Raw genomic sequence first — 17,623 nt, forward strand, 5'->3', positions numbered from 1 at the left:
TAGGCCAAAATAACATTTCCCGCGGGTCGGCAAGCGACTACCCTAGCGCCATGCGAAAATCAGCGACGACGCCCGCTTCCACAATGCCCTTGCTCGAGCGGCTGCCTTCGGTCGAACGGCTGGTGGCGGATACCGCGATGATCTGCGTTCGTGAATCCTATGGCCGGCCTTTTGTCACCGCTGCCGCACGCGAAACCTTAGCGAATGCGCGGGCGCAGCTTCTGGCAGGAAACAGTCCGAGTGTGGAGGTCAAGGCTCTGGCCGGCCTGACAATCACACGAATCGAAGAGATGACCGCGGCCTCGCTGACACCTGTGTTTAATCTTACCGGTACGGTGCTGCACACAAATTTGGGGCGCGCGCCCTTGCCGCCAGAAGCCGTGGCCGCGATGGCGGCGGTTGCGACCCAGGCCAGCAATCTCGAATATGACGTTGCCACGGGGAAGCGCGGCGAACGGGACGATCATGTGGCTGACTGGCTCTGCCGCCTAACCGGAGCGGAAGCGGCTCTGGTGGTAAACAACAACGCCGCGGCCGTGCTCCTGCTTCTGAACAGTTTGGCGAACCGTAAGAGGGTGGCCGTATCGCGCGGCGAATTGATTGAGATCGGCGGTGCATTCCGGCTGCCTGATATCATGGCGCGCGCCGGCTGCAAGCTGATTGAAGTTGGTACAACCAATCGCACACATGGGCGCGACTATGTCGCCGCTCTGGACGATGGCGCGGCATTAATTTTGAAGGTTCATCCGAGCAATTACGAAGTGCGCGGCTTCACTGCGGAAGTTCAAACGGCGGAGCTGGCCCAACTGGCGCATGCCGCTGGAAAACCGCTTGCCGTCGATCTCGGCTCGGGTTCGCTTGTCGACCTGAGCCGCTATGGACTGCCGCCTGAACCGACGGTGGCCGAGACCCTGAACGCCGGAGCCGATCTGGTTACTTTCTCAGGCGACAAGCTGTTGGGTGGGCCGCAGGCCGGGATCATCGTCGGCAAAACGGAACTTATCGCGCGTCTGCGGCGCAATCCAATGAAGCGCGCGCTACGCCTCGACAAGATCACGCTGGCGGCGCTCGGCGCGGTGCTCCGGCTTTATGCCAATCCAGAGAAATTACCATCGCAGCTGCCGACGCTTCGCCTGTTGACGCGTGACAAAGACGACATCCGCGCGCTGGCAGAGCGGCTGCTGCCGGTCCTAGCCCGGCGCTTGAAGGGCGTGGCGGACGTTGAGGTGGCGGATTGTATGAGCCAAATCGGTTCAGGCGCGCTACCCGTCGAAACCCTGCCGAGTGCTGCTCTCGCAATCAATCCGATTGCCGCCAAACGTAAGCGCGGCGGCACGTTGGAGCGCATAGCCTCAGCTTTTCGGGCGCTGCCCGTGCCAGTAATTGGGCGGGTGCAAAGTGGCGTCTTCGTTCTTGACTTGCGTTGTCTAGAAAACGAAGACGGCTTTCGCGCCCAACTTGAGCTGCTGGACATTTCCGACGCGTGATGGCCGTCACCGCGTGATTATTGCCACCGCAGGCCATGTCGATCACGGCAAGACCAAGCTGGTCGAAGCGCTGAGCGGCGTCAATACCGACCGCTTACCGGAGGAAAAACTGCGCGGCCTCACCATCGACCTCGGTTTCGCCTATGTACCGGTCGCCGGTGGCGGGATATTGGGCTTTGTCGACGTACCCGGGCACGAAAAATTTATCCGCAACATGGTGGCTGGTGTCAGCGCCATCGACTACGCGCTGCTGGTGATCGCCGCAGATGACGCACCGATGCCGCAAACCGTTGAGCATTTGGCGATATTGGACCTGCTCGGCGTCACCGCAGGGGCGGTGGCAATTACCAAGACGGACGCAGTCGCGGATGGCCGGGTCGATGAAGTAAAGCAGGCGGTGCGCAAGATCATGCGTGGAAGCGGGCTTGAACAGGCGGAGATATTTCCCCTCTCTGCTCTCTCGGGCGAAGGCGTGCCAGCGCTCAAGTCACATCTCGAAAATGCGGCGCGGGCATTTTCCGCGGCGCCGCCCCAGGGCCGCTTTCGCCTCGCCATCGATCGTATGTTTAACCTGACCGGCGCCGGCCTGGTGGTCACGGGTAGCGTCTATTCCGGGCGCGTGGCAGTGGGCGAAAAATTGCTGCTCTCTCCGTCCGGTGCCGAAGTGCGGGTGCGGGCGCTGCACGTTCATGATCGCCCTGCGGAGGAAGCGCGCCAGGGCGAGCGGGCGGCACTAAATCTGGCCGGGCCGGGTGCGCGCCGCAGTGATATTAGGCGCGGCGATTGGTTGTTGCATCCGGCAGCTCATGCGCCGACCCGGCGCATCGACGCCGAACTTCACGTCCTCCCCAGCGAAGCCAAACCGTTTAAGCATGAAACGCCGGCGCATTTGCATCTGGGCGCCCTGGAGACACCGTGCCGCGTCGCCGTCCTGAATGGCCGCGAGATCGCGCCGGGAGAGAGCGGCCTGGTACAAATCGTCACTGAGCGCTTGATCACGGCGCATACGCGGGATCGGTTGATCCTGCGCGACCAATCGGCGCGCCGCACGCTGGCGGGCGGGCGGATTGTCGACCCGAATGGGCCTGAGCGTGGCCGCGCCCGCGCGCCCCGCTTGGCGCAACTCGTTGCGATGGCTGAAAACAATCCGGCGACGGCGCTGGCGGCGTTGCTACCGCTTTCGCCTGGCGGTCTCGACCTCAACCGTTTCGCCGTGGCGCGCAATCTTGATGCCGACGAAAGCACGACCTTGTTCGCGGCGGCAGAAATGGTCACGGCGGGCGGCACCACCGCACTGGTGGGCATGTCGCTAGAACATTGGCAGAGCCTAAACCGCCACATCATCACGGAATTGAAAAGCTGGCACCAACAGTCGGCTGAAACGCTCGGCCTCAACGAATTCGAATTGCGCCGTCTTTTCACTGAACGGCCGCTGATGCAGCTTTTCAATGCCGCCATCATCCAATTGATCGAAGCTGGCGAGGTGAAGCGTGCCGGCACCATCCTGCATCTGCCTGACCACAAGGCCAAACTGGCGGCGGGTGAACAAACTGTCTGGCTGCAAATTTTACCGCTCTTAGAATCTGGCGGATTGCGCCCGCCGGTGGTGTGGCAAATAGCCTCTGAGCTTGATTTGCCAGCGGATGAGACCGAACGCGTTCTGAAACGCGCCGCCGCGCTGGGGTTCAGTATTCAGGTGGCAAAGAATCGATTCTTGTTGCCCGCTGCAGTGCGGCGGCTCGCCGAATTCGCCGAGGAATTGGCCGGCGAAAGTGAAGAAGGCCTCTTTCTCGCCGCCCAATATCGCGACCGATCTGGCATCGGGCGAAACTTAACGATTGAGCTCTTGGAATATTTTGACCGCGCTGGTTTTACCCGGCGCACCGGCGCCGCTCGGCGCACTCTCTGCCCGGCGTCCGCTTTGTTTAGTGCGGGGCCCACTTGATTGCGCTTGGCAGCCTCCTTAGCATTTGCGCAATGCGAATCCTGGAGGAGGATCGCACCCCGGTGGGGCGCTCGGACTTCAAATCCGGTGAGGCGCGTGCGACGTGCCTGGTGGGTTCGACTCCCACCCTCTTCCGCCATTTCCGCCCGAGACGAAGAAACCAGCGGCGCGCCTTGATGTTTGGCGCGTGCACGCAAAATGTATAGGATTGCGCGGTGAAGTTCGAAGGAACAGTTATATGAGCGAAATTCCAACCGTCGATGCCGTGGCCTTGCGCGAAGAGGTCAAGGATAAGTACCGGGTGGTGGCTATCGAGCCCGGAGGAACCTATCATTTCCATACCGGACGGCCGCTCGCCAAGCGGCTCGGTTATGACAATGCGGTGGTCGATCCCCTGCCTGATGCGGCAGTCGAATCGTTCGCCGGTGTCGGCAACCCCTTCGAACTGAGGACCCTGGAGACAGGCGAGAACGTTGTCGATGTCGGCTCGGGTGCCGGTTTCGATTCCTTCATTGCCGCTTCCCAGGTGGGACCCAGCGGTCAGGTGGTCGGCATCGATATGACCGAAGAGATGCTGGCCAAATCACGCGCCACGGCAAAGGCGATGGGTGCCGCCAATGTCGAGTTCCGCGAAGGGTTGGCCGAGAGCATGCCGGTCGAAGATGGCTGGGCAGATGTTGTCATCTCCAATGGCGTGATCAACCTCTGCGCAGATAAAAAGCGAATTTTCGAAGAGATCATGCGGGTGTTGCGCCCTGGCGGCACACTACAATTCGCCGATATCGCCAATGGCAAGTCCGTGCCTGCGTCGGCCATGGCCAACATCGACCTGTGGACATCTTGAATAGCTGGGGGCCTGCCGTGCGCAGGCTGGCGCAAGATGATGAAAGATATCGGCTTCGCAGATGTAGAAATCGGCCTGCCGGTCGATACTTTTTGCGATGCCCGCGGCGAGAACAACGCGCGCGCTTTCGAGGTCTTCGGCTACGCGTTTCGCGCGGTGAAGCCGGCTTAGGCACACTTTCAATATCAGGAGCCGGTTATGGCGGATGAAAACAGTTTTCGCCTAACAACACTTTCCCATGGCGGTGGCTGCGGCTGCAAAATTGCGCCGGCGGTGCTCAGCGAAATTCTCAAGGGACTGCCGCGACCTTTCGCCGACCCGGCTCTGCTGGTAGGCAATGATTCGAGTGACGATGCGGCCGTCTATCGTATTAACGATGAACAGGCGGTGGTGGCGACCACCGATTTTTTCATGCCCATCGTCGACGATCCCTTCGACTTTGGCCGCATCGCGGCAACCAACGCGCTCTCCGATTTATACGCTACAGGGGCAAGACCGATTTTGGCACTCGCTATCGTCGGCATGCCTATCGACAAACTGCCGGTAGCGGTGATCCGGAAAATCCTTGCGGGCGGGGCTGCCGCCTGCGAAGAGGCCGGCGTCGCCATCGCCGGCGGCCATTCAATCGATTCACCGGAGCCGATCTACGGTTTGGCCGCCATCGGCCTGGTCGCGCCCGAGCGCATCAAGCGCAACGATACGGCAGAAGCAGGCGACGTGCTGATCCTCGGCAAGCCGCTCGGAATTGGCATCTTGAGCGGTGCGCTCCAGCGCGGCGAACTCGAGCAATCGGGCTACCGCGAAATGCTAGAGACCACGACCCAGCTTAACAAGGTAGGCATGGCTTTGGCCGAGCAATCAGCCGTGCATGCGATGACCGATGTCACCGGCTTTGGCCTTTTGGGGCATCTTCTGGAAATGTGCCGGGGCGCAAGCCTTGGCGCAGAGGTGGCGCTAGAAGCGTTGCCGATTCTGCCCACCGCACGCGCCCTAGCCATGGCCGGTGCGAGTACCGGCGCAGCAACCCGCAACTGGCAAAGCTATGGCGATGAGGTGCGGCTGCCGGCAGATATCGCCGCGTGGCAGCAAAGCATTCTGTGCGATCCGCAAACCAGCGGCGGGCTGTTGATTGCCTGTGCACCTCATGCGGCGGATTCCGTGCTCGACATGTTTCATGAGAGCGGATTTGCGGCCGCCACGAGGGTCGGTGGTATGTTGGCCGGCAAGGCGGAAGTCAGGGTATTAGCCGGCGACGAGACATAACAAAGAAGGAGTTCGTATGACCCGCTTGGAAGACGTTGACGCGTTCATGCGCGCGGAATTAATCGAACTGGAATGCCCAAAATTTGACCGTGACCCGTGGGTGGCGGCGCCAGAGCTGTCAAAATGCCGGGTGGCAGTGATCTCCACGGCGGGGCTGCAACGGCGCGGCGACCGGCCCTTTGAGTTTGGAGCGGCCGATTACCGGGTTATCCTCGGCGAGACGGCGGCGGAAGATTTGGTCATGAGCCATGTTTCAACAAATTTCGACCGCGCTGGATATCAGCAAGATATGAATGTCTGCTTCCCGATTGACCGGCTCAATGAGTTGGCCGATGAAGGCGTAATCGCCTCGGTGGCGAAATACCACTACGCGTTCTTGGGTTCGACGGCACCGGAGGAGATGGAGGCGCCGACGCGGCAACTGGCTGGACTGTTGAAAGCGGACGACGTCAACGCGGTTGTGCTTGTCCCTGTCTGACCCTTTTGCACGCGCGCCGTGGGCGGGTTGGCACATTATTTGGAACAAGACGGGCTGGCGACAACGCAGATCAGTTTGATACGCCTGCATAGTGAGAAGACCCGCCCGCCGCGCGCGTTATGGGTGCCATTCGAGCTTGGACGTCCTTTCGGCCCGCCTAATGACGCGCCGTTTCAGCGCCGCGTACTGTTGGCTGCGCTCGAATTACTGCAAGCTGATGAAGGCCCAGTGCTAGTCGATTATCCGGAAGAGGCGCCGAAAACGACGGAAGCGGAGATGGAAGGCTGGGTTTGCCCTATTAACCTCTCTCCTGCTCCGCCAAGCCAAGACGGAGACACACCTCGCCACGAATTCGAAAGCGAAATGAAGAATCTATGGCCGTGGTACGAACTCGCGATGGAAAGCCGCGGCCGTTCCAACATCGGCGCCAGTGGTTTAACTCTTGAAAAGGCGCGCGATGTGGTGCTGTCCTTCGTTCATGGTGAACACGCAGAGATTCCGGTGCCCGGCGTCTCCACATCTGAAGGGTTGCGCCTGGCGGTCGACGACCTCAAGGCGTTCTATATCGACGCGGCCACCGCCCAGCCGGGCAACGCTTCAGGCCGCAATGTCCAAGACTGGTTTTGGCGCGAGACAGTGTTCGCGAACCAGCTTCAAGGATTGCGGAAAAGATTGATGGCAAGCTCGGATGAGGACCTAGCGCTGATCGGGGAATGGTTTCTCGTTCCATCCTCACATTGGCTGGAAGAAAGTTACTACAAATAGATGTTATATGTTACATATCATATAGTTAAACTAAGTTATTAATATATTACGAGAAGTAAATATGCAGTGGATCAAAGGCTATAAAATGGAGCAACCGGCTATTTGCGAGCGGTTGATCAAGGGCTTCGAGATTGCCAAGGAATTAGGCTTTGCCCATGCCGGAGTGAGCGCCAAGGGAGTCGACAAGGCGTGGAAAGATTCGGAAGACGTCAGCCTTAACTGCCTGCCGATCGAAATCTACACGGAGACCGTGCGCGCCTACCGCGAACATGTGATGGCAAGCATAAGGCTTTATATGAAAGAGTTTCCAGTGCTCGCCGCAAGCGGCGCCAAAGTCGGCTTTCTTGAGCCGCCGCAAATCCAGCATTACGAACCGGGCGGGGCTTTTTTCGGTGAACATTATGAATCGAGCGGGCTCGATATCGCCCATCGGGTGCTCGCTTTCATGACTAACCTCAATACGGTCAAACAAGGCGGCGGCACGGAATTCGTTTATCAGGATTACATCAGTCCAGCCAAAAAGGGCGTCACCAACATCTGGCCTGCCGGCTTCACCCACACCCATCGCGGCATTCCCGCTCCGAAAGAGCATAAATACATCATCACCGGCTGGCTTAGTTATATGGGAATATGAAGCGGACGCCGGGGGATTTCAGAAGAGCGGAATACGCCGCTTCTTGGCCTGAGTCGCTGGCTTTTGAATGGGACAGGCGGATCGTTTGAGCAAGGTTTAACGCAGAGCCGGGCAGCATTTTCAATGATTCGCGGCAACAAATCCGCAGCGTTCATCCTCCGCCGATACGCGGCAGGAAATAGACTTCACTGTCAGGCGAAATGGCTTCCAGGAAGGGGTCCTGGTAAATTTGGCCGTCTATTGCGACAGCCATTTCGCGCTCCAATTCAGGGCCGATGCCAGGAAAGCGTTCTTCCAAAGCGGCGATGAGGCGGCGCACGTTCGCCGCCTCGATCGCGAACTCTGTTTGGCCCCCGGCATATTGGTTGCCGAGGCCAGAAGTGAGGATGATGCGTGCCATCCTCACAGGCCCCTTTGCTTCTATGAACCGTTGTCGAGCGCCGCCAAGATCTTGGGCGGCGACATCGGTAAGACCGTCATACGAACCCCGATGGCGCTGTCGATCGCATTGGCCACGGCCGCCATGGGCGGAATGATGGGCACTTCGCCCACACCGCGCACACCGTAGGGATGATTGGGATTGGCTACTTCGACGATCACCGTGTCGATCATCGGCAGGTCCGAGGCGACGGGAATACGATAGTCGAGGAAACCTGCGTTATCGAGCCGGCCATCCTTGTTATAAATATATTCCTCGTTCAGCGCCCAGCCGATGCCCTGCGCCGCGCCGCCTTGAATCTGGCCTTCCACATAGGCCTTGTGGATCGCCTTGCCGCAATCCTGCACGGCCGTATAGCGCAGCACCTTGACGGCGCCGGTCTCACGGTCCACCTCAACATCGCAAATATGGGTGCCGAAACCGGGCCCCGCACCCTCAGCATTAAGCGCCACATTGGCGGAAATCGGGCCGCCTGTCTTACCGGCCTGCGCAGCGATCTCACCCAACGACAGCGGCTCGAACTCACCCGCATTGGCGCCGGCGGGTTTGGCATGGCCGTCTTCCCAGACGACCGCGTCAACGCTGATATCCCAGATCTTGGCGGCGCGTTCACGCAAAGTCGCAGTGACCTGTTTGGAAGCTTCGATCACTGCCATGCCGGTGGCGAAAGTGACACGGCTGCCGCCGGTGAGGAATGTGTAACCGATAGAAGCCGTATCGGCGACGATAGCCCGCACATCGGCCACGTCGATGCCGAGAGTTTCCGCCGCCATGATGGCCATCGAGGCACGCGAGCCGCCAATATCGGGGCTGCCCGTGGCGAGCACTATTGTTCCGTCTTCGGCGACATTGAGGGTGGCGCAACTCTCGCCACCAATGTTGAACCAGAAGCCCGACGCGACGCCCCTGCCCTGATTCGGGCCGAGTGGCGCTGAATAGTGCGGGTGAGCCTTGGCCGCCGCTAAAGTATCAACAAAGCCGATGACGCCGAACTTCGGGCCATAGGCCGCGTTGGTGCCCTCTCTGGCGGCATTTTTCTCGCGCAGTTCCAGCGGATCAATGCCGAGTTTCTTAGAAATCTCGTCCAGCACGGACTCTACCGCATGTTCGGATATCGGCGCGCCGGGAGCACGGTAGGCGGCCACTTTGGGCCGGTTTGTCACGACGTCATAGCCCTTCACTTTAACATTCTCGATGTCATACGGCGCAAACGCACACATGCAACCGGGCTGAATGGGCGAGCCGGCGAAGGCGCCGGCCTGATATTTGAGGATCGCCTGGCCGGCAACTATCTTGCCGTCTTTGGTCACGCCGACCTTGACCCAGGTCGCCGCGCCCGAAGTGGGGCCGGATGCGCGGAACACATCCTCGCGAGTCATCACGGCGCGGACTGGACGGCCCGCCTTGCGGGACAGCAGCAGCGCTACGGGTTCCAAATAGACCGTCGTCTTGCCGCCAAACCCACCGCCGATTTCAGATGCGGTAACGCGCAGATCTGAAATGTCCATGCCGAGCAATTTGGCGCAATAGGCACGCACTGAGAAATGGCCCTGGGTGCAGCACCAAAGTTCGGCCTGGCCGTCTTCAGCGAAACTGGCAACAGCCGCGTGCGGCTCGAGATATCCCTGGTGCACCGGCGCCGTCTTGAAGCTGCGCTCAACGATGAGATCGGCTTTGGCAAAGCCCGCCTCCACGTCGCCGACGGCGATATCGATCTCTTTGAAAACATTGGAAGGCTTGTCCGGCGTCGGCGTCACACCTTGCGTGAACATGTCGTCATGCAAGATCGGTGCGTCCGGCGCCATCGCCTCTTCCACATCAATGACGTGAGGCAGCACCTCATAATCAACCACGATCAGTTCTAGCGCGGCGTCGGCAATGGCGGCGCTTGTTGCGGCCACTGCCGCGACGGCATGACCGTCATAGAGCACTTTGCTGCCCGCCATGATGTTGTTCGAAAGATCGCGATAATTCAGCTGCAGCTCTCCCGCAGGCACCCAGTCTGAGGACATGGGATCGATATCGGCGGCGGTCATCACCGCTTTGACGCCGGGCAGTGCTTCGGCTTTAGATGTATCGATGGACTTGATGTTCGCGTGCGCGTGCGGGCTGCGCAAAACCTTAGCAACCAGCATACCCGGGAGCATGAGATCGGCGCCGAACTTGGCGCGTCCGGTTACCTTGTCGGCACCGTCAGGACGGATCGGGCTTTTGCCGACCCATTTCAGTTCCGTTTTCAGTTCCGTGGTTACGCTTGTCATGCTTGATTTCCTCTCATATCGGCGGCGCATTCGAGCACAGCGCGAATAATTTTATCATACCCGGTGCACCGGCAAAGATTTCCGGCCAGCCAATAACGCACTTCGGTTTCGCTGGGATCGGGGTTTCTTTCCAATAGCGATTTGGCGGCAATCAAAAAGCCCGGCGTGCAAATGCCGCATTGCAGTGCCGCGCCTTCAAGAAACTTCTGCTGCAGCGGATGGAAGTTGTCACCGTCGGCCATGCCTTCGATGGTCTCGATTTCATGGCCCTCGGCTTCAGCGCCGAGTGCCAAACAAGAACAAACCAGCCGGCCGTCAAGGGTGACACTACAGGCGCCGCAATCGCCCGTGCCACAGCCTTCTTTGCTACCGGTGAGGCGCAATTCATCGCGCAGCACGTCGAGAAGAGTTTGCTGGGGCTCGCACAAGAACTCGGTGGGCTCGCCGTTAATCGTGGTTGTGACATGTATTTTAGCCATTGCTCAGCCCTCTGCGCGCTGTTGCGCAATTTTGGCGGCGCGGCGTGCTAATACCCCGGCCACCTTGGTGCGATATACGATAGTGCCGCGCTTATCATCGATAGGGCGGCATGCGGCCTGTGCTGCGGCATCGAGCTTTGCCATCGCAGCATCGTCGAGAGTGCTGCCGATCAGTGCCGCGGCGGCGTCCTCGACGACAAGCTGAGTCGCCGCGACAGCGCCGAGCGCAACGCGCGCCGCCGTACAGACACCGGCACCGTCGAGCGTCAAGCTCACTCCGACGCCGACCACGGCGATATCCATCTCCGTGCGCGGAATGAAGCGCAAATAGGCATCGCCCGAACGCGCCGGCCGCGCCGGAAATAAGAAATCAACGATCATTTCACCGGTTTTGAGAGAGGTAACGCCGGGGCCGATGACGATATCTTCGACCCGTGCCTCACGCCGCCCATCGGGTCCGGCGATCGTGCACACGGCTTCAGCCGCGATCATCGCGGGAACGGCATCGGCTGCGGGCGATCCGTTGCATAAATTGCCGCCCATCGACGCGCGCCCTTGAATCTGGGTGGAGCCGATCAATTCAAGCGCCTCGACCACACCGGGCCACGCGCTTTTCATGCCTTCATGCTCGCCCACTACAGCGCCCGAAACCGCGGCACCAACTCGAATACCGCCACTTTCTTCTTTTATGACAGTAGTTTCGGAAATGTTCTTCACATCAATTATCAGTGCCGGCTTGATCATTCCCATGCGCAATTGCACGAGCAGATCGGTGCCGCCCGCCAGCAATTTGGCGTTGCCGCCAGCCGCGGCCAGAAGCTTCACTGCCTCATCCACCGAGCCGGGAGATTCATATGTCAGGGCGTTCATTTCGATCCTTTAATTTGTGCTAATCCTTGGTCGCAAAGCTGAACGGAAACGTCCAGCTAAAATTGCTTAAACGCGCATGGGTAATGACTCTAGGTAGTGCGCGCGGCGGTCAACATACGCTGAATAACCCCTTCGCCTCAAGCGCGGAACGCGCACATTTTTGTCAGGGCGCGGAAGCTTCCAAAACAGCGTCGGAAACGAACGGGTTGCTCTGGCGTTCGGCGGCAAAATTGGACATCTGGCCATGACCGGGCACGAAGGCAGTATCGCCGCCAAGCGGCCACAATCGCGTCGTGATCGAGTGGATCAGCGCCGCGTGATTGCCGCGCGGAAAATCCGTTCGTCCGATGGAGCCCTGGAACAGCACGTCGCCGACAATGGCGAGCTTGGCTTCCGCATGATGAAAGACAACATGGCCCGGGGTGTGGCCCGGGCAATGCAGCACAGCGAGCGTTACTTTGCCGAAAGAAACACTATCGCCTTGATCGAGCCAGCGTGTCGGTTGAAACGGACGGGCGCCCGCAACACCCCATTGTTCGCCCTGCTCTGTCATCATGTCGATCCAAAATGAATCGTCCGGATGCGGTCCCTCGATCGGCACGTCCAACTGCGCGGCCAATTCCGCAGCGTTGCCGGAATGGTCAATATGACCATGGGTGACGAGGATTTTTTCGATCTCGACATGACGTTCAGCGGCCGCAGCCAGGATCCGGTCAAGATCGCCGCCGGGATCAACTACCGCGCCCTTCATCGTCTCGGAGCACCAGAGGACCGAACAGTTCTGCTGAAACGGCGTCACGGGAACGATGACGGCCTGGATGGCGGGCGTGGCGCTCACCCGTCCGCAGTCGCCGTTGCCGCTGGTGCCGCCGGTGCCGCGTGCTCCACCTTTGTGGCCTTCATCGGAACTTCATCATCATAGACTTCGTCGGGAAGTGGCAGGCCTCCAAGCTCGGCTTCCCCCAATGGTCCGTCAGGCTCCAGCCCGGCATCCGCCACCACGGCCATGAGTTGGCGACAATGCTGGGCGGCGTGCCACGCGGTGCGCTCCATCACGCCTTGAGTAGGTTGCACGCCGTAATAGGTGTTCACCGTGCCTGGCACGATGCCTTCGCGCCACCAGGCGGCGAAATCTTTGCGCACTTCCTGGCCGAAGGCAGAGACCTTCGCCACCGTATCCAACTCAGGCGGCGGCATCCGCTCAAAATGTTCAAAGGTGACCGCCCCGCCGCGCACCGCATCGAGGAATGCCGTAGGGATGACAAATATATGATATGCGAGATCGAGGCAGTTGCGATCGCGCCCCGGCAAATTGACCAGCAAGGTATCGGCCGGAATCTGTTTCGCGAAACGCTGCGCCGCCGCCAGGATAAGATCGATTTTCTTGTTCAATTTGGCTGGCGGCAATTGTGCGCGGGTGAGCTTGACCCCGACGAAATCGGCCAAGTCCCGGATTTCCTGGGCAAAGGCGAAGTCATCGCCGCGGGTGATGACCGGAATCGACATCGCCCCGAGGCGGGCCAAATCCGCCATCGCAGCGTTATCCACGCGCACATTGATCGATTCAAACGGAATCCCATGCTGCTTGAGGAATTCCTTGGCCCTCAGACAAGAAGTGCAGCCCGGCTGCCAATAAACCTTGTAGGCGTGCGCCATGATGTGGCTCCGCTGTTTGATCTATGCACGCAAGTTAGGACACCGACCTAAACCGGTCAAATTGCCAACTTTAGCTAATCCACTAGTTTCCACTCTCCCGCCGGCTTGATGCCCTTCGCCTGGGGGATGACCTCTTCACCGAAGCGTTGGATTTGCTCTTCTTGCTCGGCAAGACTGCCCGACGGGCACATCATCATACAGACGATCATGGAGAACCCAGCGTCGGCCATAGCTTGCAGATGCTCGAGGATCTGTTCGCTGGTGCCGGTGCAGGTGGCGCGCGGTACTTCCAGAGACTGTGGGTCATCAGCATTGGTAATACGCGCCGAGGCGGCGGCCAACATGCGGAACTGCGTGAGGTCGCGGCCTAGAGTGTCAGCTTCGCGGCGGATCAGCTCTTGCAGCGGGTCGAAGCGGTTTGGCTCGCAATGGGTATCCAAAAAGAGCGGATAGAGGCCATCACAATGACGGATGGCGCGCCGCGCGCCAACCGGCGTATTGCCGCCGAAAACGATCGGTGGGTGCGGCTTTTGTATCGGTTTGGGGTCCATCGAGACGTCTTCGAATTTATAAAATTCGCCGTCGAATTCGACTTTTTCATCGGTCCAAGCGCGCTTATAAATTTGTAAGCATTCGTCTGTTTGTGCGTTGCGCACGGCGTGATCCTGGCCGACGGCGGCAAATTCTTCCTGCATCCAGCCCGAGCCGACGCCAAGCATCAGACGGCCTTGCGAGAGAAGGTCGACGGTGGCGAACTGGCGCGCATCGGAGAGCGGATGGCGGTAAGGCGCGATCAACACCGACGTGCCGAGCTTGATGCGGTTGGTGCACGCAGCCACAGCGCCCATCACCACCGCCATATCGAGCATATTGTGGTGCGGTTGATAGGCGCGCTTGCCCGACACGTTGGCGGTGTGCGCGCTGCCGGACTGAATCGGCATGCAGACATGGTCGGGATACCAGACCGAATGGAAGCCGTTTTTCTCCGCCAGTTGTGCGGTGCGGACGGGACGCATTTCCTCGAAGGGCGTGTGGCCCAGATACATGTCCCTGTCGTCGCGGTAGCCCTGGCCGTGGGTATTGGCGTAAATACCGATTTCCATTTTTTGATCCCCTCAAATTTCTAATCAGACTTATGTTTAGCAAGACATCGGCCAAAGGCAAATCGCAAAACCTGGAATTGCGGCAGACTCTAAAGGGTCGGAGGTTGGTCGCGCCCTAACCGTCGAGTTTAGCGCGCACGGTGCCAACGGGAGTGCCGCGCCAATTCGTCAACGGAGTCTCCATATAGGCGGCCAGTTTCTCTTCGGCTGCGCCGCTTAACAATCCGAGATGGTTGAGTAGAGACACAATCGCCGTGTCGGCGGCGCGGGTGGCGCCGTCGCGGACCTTAAGCGCGAGGCCGAAACCGAGCGAGAACAGCGGCGCGAAGAATACGCCTTCTGCGCCGAATTTGACGTAGGCGTTGGCGCCGATGGCGGAGATGATGTCCGTGCAGGCGCGCCCGTCGCCGGCGATCATGAAGGGCTCGGCGGTGATGGCGGCGCGGATGCGGGAAATCGCCGCCTGGCGCGCCGCCGGCTGGGCGCTGGCATCGGCGATATTGGCGGCGCCCCGCGCCAGCGCATGAAGCGGCAGGCCGATGGTCGGAATGGAGCAGCCGTCGATCGCCCAGGGCGAGCGCGCGATATCCCAACCGGTCATTTCGCGGATGGCGGCGGCCACCCGCTGTTGCACAGGATGATCGCGCGCGATGTAATTATTTGTCTCCTCACCCAACAGTTTCGCGGTCACCAGGAAGGCCGAATGTTTGCCTGAGCACATGTTGAAAACCGGCTGGCCCGGTTCACCCTGGCGAATGCACGCCTCGGCACTCGCGGTGTGATACGGCAAGTGGCCGCCGCATTCGAGATGCGCCTCGCCAAGACCAGTCCGTGCCAGCCACTGTCGAACGGCCGCAACATGTGTAATTTGGCCATTATGCGAGGCGCAGGCGAGGGCGATTTCAGCGTTTGTCGCCGCAATTTCATCTGCGGCGCCGCTTTCCAAAAAAGGCAATGCCTGGATCGATTTCACGGCAGAGCGCGGATAAACGAAACGCTCGACATCGCCCCACGCCTCGACCAGCTTGCCCGACGCATCGACAATCGCAGCATCGACCAAATGCACGCTTTCGACGGCCGGGCCGCGGCTGCATTCGATCACCAAGCAATCATGATGTTTGGCGCTCACGAGTCACCTCGCCAATTGTTGTTATGGCGCTCAGATTAAAGCAAATGCGGCGCTGGCGGGCGCATAATTGCGCTGGCGCGCCTCGAACGGCAGTGTCTTTGACCTTCGACCGCTGCAGGAAGCGCCAGGTAATGTGAAGCTCAGCCGCAATAGGTGGATCTCGATGCCGAACGGCGCCAGCGTTTCCAACTCGGAATCGCTCACCATGCGCGGTGGCGCATCGGCCACTCAAATGGAACGGTTCGACGCGAAACTGGTCGCGACCTACGTCAACTTTCCTGGGCCCAATGATCTGTCCAGCATCGGGATAGACCGGGCTGAATCCTGGCTCTCGTTGCGCCACCTTGTACCGGCGATCGGATCGGTGTCGGAGGAGCCAAACATTGACTTTCGGACGGTTCATTATTGCCGGCACCGCCAAACAACTCGGCTTGTTTATGGCCCAACGTCCCGCGATCTGGCAGACGTTATGACCGCACAAGGCGAGCCGGAACCTCTGCTGATCGGCGGCGTGGCGGCGCCAGGTCGGGGGCGCCCATTCTCGAGGCGATCAATCCGGCTGATGGAAGTGTGGCCGGGCGCTACTCCACTGCCACGCTAGATGACGTGGCGGATGCCGTTCGCGTAGCAAATGCCGCTGCCAGCGCGCCCGAATGGCACGATCTCCTGCCCCATAACCGCGCGCGTATTCTTCACGCGATTGCGGCACAGATTGACGACAAGCGCGACAGGCTCGCGACGCTTCAGATGCGTCAGAACGGCAAAACGATTTCCGAATGCCGCGGGCAGGCTGCGGCCTGCGCTGGCATCTTCCGCTACTACGCCGCTGTGTGCGAAACGCAGGAGAGCGACGTCACCACACCGCGCGGCCCCTATCTCTCGCTTACGGTTCAAGAACCCTATGGGGCCGTCGGCTTGATCACGCCGTGGAATTCCCCCCTGACGATGGATGCGCAAAAACTGGCGCCGGCGATTGCGGCCGGCAATGCCGTGCTGCTGAAACCGTCTGAAATCACGCCGGGCATCGGCCTCGCGCTTGGTCGGCTTTGTCAGGACGCGGGCGTGCCGCCCGGTGTGGTCAACGTGCTCTCCGGCACCGGCAGTCTTGTCGGCAATGCCATCGTCCGGCATCCGGATGTGCGCATGGTGTCCTTCACCGGCGGCACGAAAACCGGGCGCGCGATCGCAGCGGCGGCGGCCGCCAAACTGATGCCGGTGGCGCTCGAGCTTGGTGGTAAATCCCCCCATATCGTGTTTGCAGATGCTGACATCGAGGCCGCGGCGCAGGCTGTCGCCGGCGGGATCTTCGGCTCAATGGGCCAATCATGCGTCGCGGGTTCACGCCTTTTCGTCGAACAGCGCATTTATGAAGCGTTTGTCGAGCGGGTTGTCGCGCGGGCAAATGCCTATCGTATCGGTGCGCCAGACAAGGAGGCCAGCGAACTCGGCCCCCTCGCCTCGTTCCCGCATCGCGACCGGGTCGAGGCGCTCGTCCAATCCGCGCGGGACGATGGCGGGCGCATCTTATGCGGCGGCGAGCGGCCCGAGGGTTTCTCAGAGGGCGCATACTACCGGCCGACCGTGATTGATGGGCTGGGCAACAATGCGCAAATCTGTCAGGAGGAAGTTTTCGGCCCCGTGCTGGTGGCAATGCCTTTCAATGGCGAAGACGACTTAGTCGCGCAGGCGAACGACACGGCCTATGGACTCGCTTGCGGAATCTGGAGCGCGGATTTTAAACGGGCCTGGCGCATGGCCCGGCGGATCGAATGTGGCACCACCTGGATCAATAGCTATAAATCGCTATCGGTCGCAACGCCCTTCGGCGGGGTAAAAGAAAGCGGCATCGGCCGCGAAAAAGGCCGCCAGGGCCTCAGCCTTTATCAGCAGTCGAAATCCATCTACACGGCTCTGTAGGCGCGAACTCCAAAGCCCGGTTGTTATCATCGGGAAATAGCAGAAGGGTCTTGATGGCGGTTGGGGCTGGATACATGACTTATGTGGTGCCTCCTGATGCCGCCGCCGAGATGCCTCCTGGGCATTGCTATCGTTTTAATGCCCATCTCCCGATTCAATTTTTCGATTTATTAGCCCGCCCGTAGGCAAACCACTGAAGGTCTGCGCGGGCGATGATTTGCCCTGATATAACTCAAGCGCTGCTGAGGTCGGCCGTGGTTATACGTTTCCAGACATTTTTTTGCCGGTTTTCGGGGCGGTGCCGCGAGTAATTATTACATATACGCATAATCATACTTGACATATATTCGTAT

At 59.9% G+C, this 17,623-nt stretch carries 17 protein-coding genes and 1 tRNA gene; 10 read left to right on the plus strand and 8 right to left on the minus strand.

Annotated features, from left to right (window positions below):
- Positions 1–83: 83 nt before the first annotated feature.
- The 9 genes from selA to O3A94_12080 all read left to right on the plus strand — a co-directional run bounded on the left by selA (position 84) and on the right by O3A94_12080 (position 7,416).
- Positions 84–1,487, plus strand: a complete 1,404-nt coding sequence (gene selA / locus O3A94_12040) for an L-seryl-tRNA(Sec) selenium transferase (protein ID MDA1356983.1) — start codon at positions 84–86, stop codon at positions 1,485–1,487.
- Positions 1,488–1,500: 13 nt separating this feature from the next.
- Positions 1,501–3,432, plus strand: coding sequence for a selenocysteine-specific translation elongation factor (gene selB / locus O3A94_12045; GenBank protein MDA1356984.1), 1,932 nt, complete (start codon positions 1,501–1,503; stop codon positions 3,430–3,432).
- 43 nt (positions 3,433–3,475) lie between these two features.
- Positions 3,476–3,571, plus strand: a tRNA-Sec gene (locus tag O3A94_12050).
- Positions 3,572–3,670: 99 nt separating this feature from the next.
- Positions 3,671–4,276, plus strand: a complete 606-nt coding sequence (locus tag O3A94_12055; protein ID MDA1356985.1) for a methyltransferase domain-containing protein — start codon at positions 3,671–3,673, stop codon at positions 4,274–4,276.
- 36 nt (positions 4,277–4,312) lie between these two features.
- Positions 4,313–4,447, plus strand: a complete 135-nt coding sequence (locus O3A94_12060; protein MDA1356986.1) for a hypothetical protein — start codon at positions 4,313–4,315, stop codon at positions 4,445–4,447.
- 27 nt (positions 4,448–4,474) lie between these two features.
- Positions 4,475–5,539, plus strand: a complete 1,065-nt coding sequence (selD, locus tag O3A94_12065; GenBank protein ID MDA1356987.1) for a selenide, water dikinase SelD — start codon at positions 4,475–4,477, stop codon at positions 5,537–5,539.
- A gap of 16 nt (positions 5,540–5,555) precedes the next feature.
- The gene (locus tag O3A94_12070) at positions 5,556–6,017 is read left to right on the plus strand and encodes a glycine/sarcosine/betaine reductase selenoprotein B family protein (GenBank protein ID MDA1356988.1); all 462 of its coding nucleotides are present in this window, start codon (positions 5,556–5,558) and stop codon (positions 6,015–6,017) included.
- Between the two features lie 189 nt (positions 6,018–6,206).
- Complete coding sequence (locus O3A94_12075; GenBank protein ID MDA1356989.1) at positions 6,207–6,782, plus strand: hypothetical protein; 576 nt, start codon at positions 6,207–6,209, stop codon at positions 6,780–6,782.
- A gap of 61 nt (positions 6,783–6,843) precedes the next feature.
- Positions 6,844–7,416 carry a 2OG-Fe(II) oxygenase gene (locus O3A94_12080; GenBank protein MDA1356990.1) on the plus strand — a complete coding sequence of 191 codons (573 nt, stop codon included), beginning with the start codon at positions 6,844–6,846 and terminating at the stop codon, positions 7,414–7,416.
- Positions 7,417–7,567: 151 nt separating this feature from the next.
- Here the strand turns inward: O3A94_12080 and O3A94_12085 are convergent, their stop codons facing one another.
- The 8 genes from O3A94_12085 to O3A94_12120 form a co-directional block, all read right to left on the minus strand.
- Positions 7,568–7,816, minus strand: a complete 249-nt coding sequence (locus O3A94_12085; GenBank protein ID MDA1356991.1) for a MoaD/ThiS family protein — start codon at positions 7,814–7,816, stop codon at positions 7,568–7,570.
- A 20-nt stretch (positions 7,817–7,836) separates the two neighbouring features.
- Entirely contained in the window at positions 7,837–10,116 is a 2,280-nt protein-coding gene (locus tag O3A94_12090; protein MDA1356992.1) for a xanthine dehydrogenase family protein molybdopterin-binding subunit, read from the minus strand.
- Positions 10,113–10,595, minus strand: a complete 483-nt coding sequence (locus O3A94_12095) for a (2Fe-2S)-binding protein (protein ID MDA1356993.1) — start codon at positions 10,593–10,595, stop codon at positions 10,113–10,115. The genes O3A94_12090 and O3A94_12095 overlap by 4 nt, the downstream gene beginning before the upstream one ends.
- Positions 10,596–10,598: 3 nt before the next feature.
- A complete protein-coding gene (locus O3A94_12100; protein ID MDA1356994.1) occupies positions 10,599–11,456 on the minus strand; it encodes a xanthine dehydrogenase family protein subunit M in 858 nt (285 codons plus the stop codon).
- A 172-nt stretch (positions 11,457–11,628) separates the two neighbouring features.
- Positions 11,629–12,303 carry an MBL fold metallo-hydrolase gene (locus tag O3A94_12105; GenBank protein ID MDA1356995.1) on the minus strand — a complete coding sequence of 225 codons (675 nt, stop codon included), beginning with the start codon at positions 12,301–12,303 and terminating at the stop codon, positions 11,629–11,631.
- Positions 12,300–13,121 carry a glutaredoxin domain-containing protein gene (locus O3A94_12110; GenBank protein MDA1356996.1) on the minus strand — a complete coding sequence of 274 codons (822 nt, stop codon included), beginning with the start codon at positions 13,119–13,121 and terminating at the stop codon, positions 12,300–12,302. Before O3A94_12110 ends, O3A94_12105 begins: the two co-directional genes overlap by 4 nt.
- Positions 13,122–13,195: 74 nt before the next feature.
- Positions 13,196–14,224 carry an LLM class F420-dependent oxidoreductase gene (locus O3A94_12115; GenBank protein MDA1356997.1) on the minus strand — a complete coding sequence of 343 codons (1,029 nt, stop codon included), beginning with the start codon at positions 14,222–14,224 and terminating at the stop codon, positions 13,196–13,198.
- A 115-nt stretch (positions 14,225–14,339) separates the two neighbouring features.
- Entirely contained in the window at positions 14,340–15,353 is a 1,014-nt protein-coding gene (locus O3A94_12120) for an asparaginase (protein MDA1356998.1), read from the minus strand.
- A 570-nt stretch (positions 15,354–15,923) separates the two neighbouring features.
- Between O3A94_12120 and O3A94_12125 the strand changes: the two genes are divergently transcribed.
- On the plus strand, positions 15,924–17,270 hold the full coding sequence (locus tag O3A94_12125; GenBank protein ID MDA1356999.1) for an aldehyde dehydrogenase: 1,347 nt from the start codon (positions 15,924–15,926) through the stop codon (positions 17,268–17,270).
- The last annotated feature ends 353 nt before the right edge of the window (positions 17,271–17,623 follow it).

The organism is Pseudomonadota bacterium (assembly GCA_027624955.1).
GTDB lineage: Bacteria > Pseudomonadota > Alphaproteobacteria > UBA828 > UBA828 > PTKB01.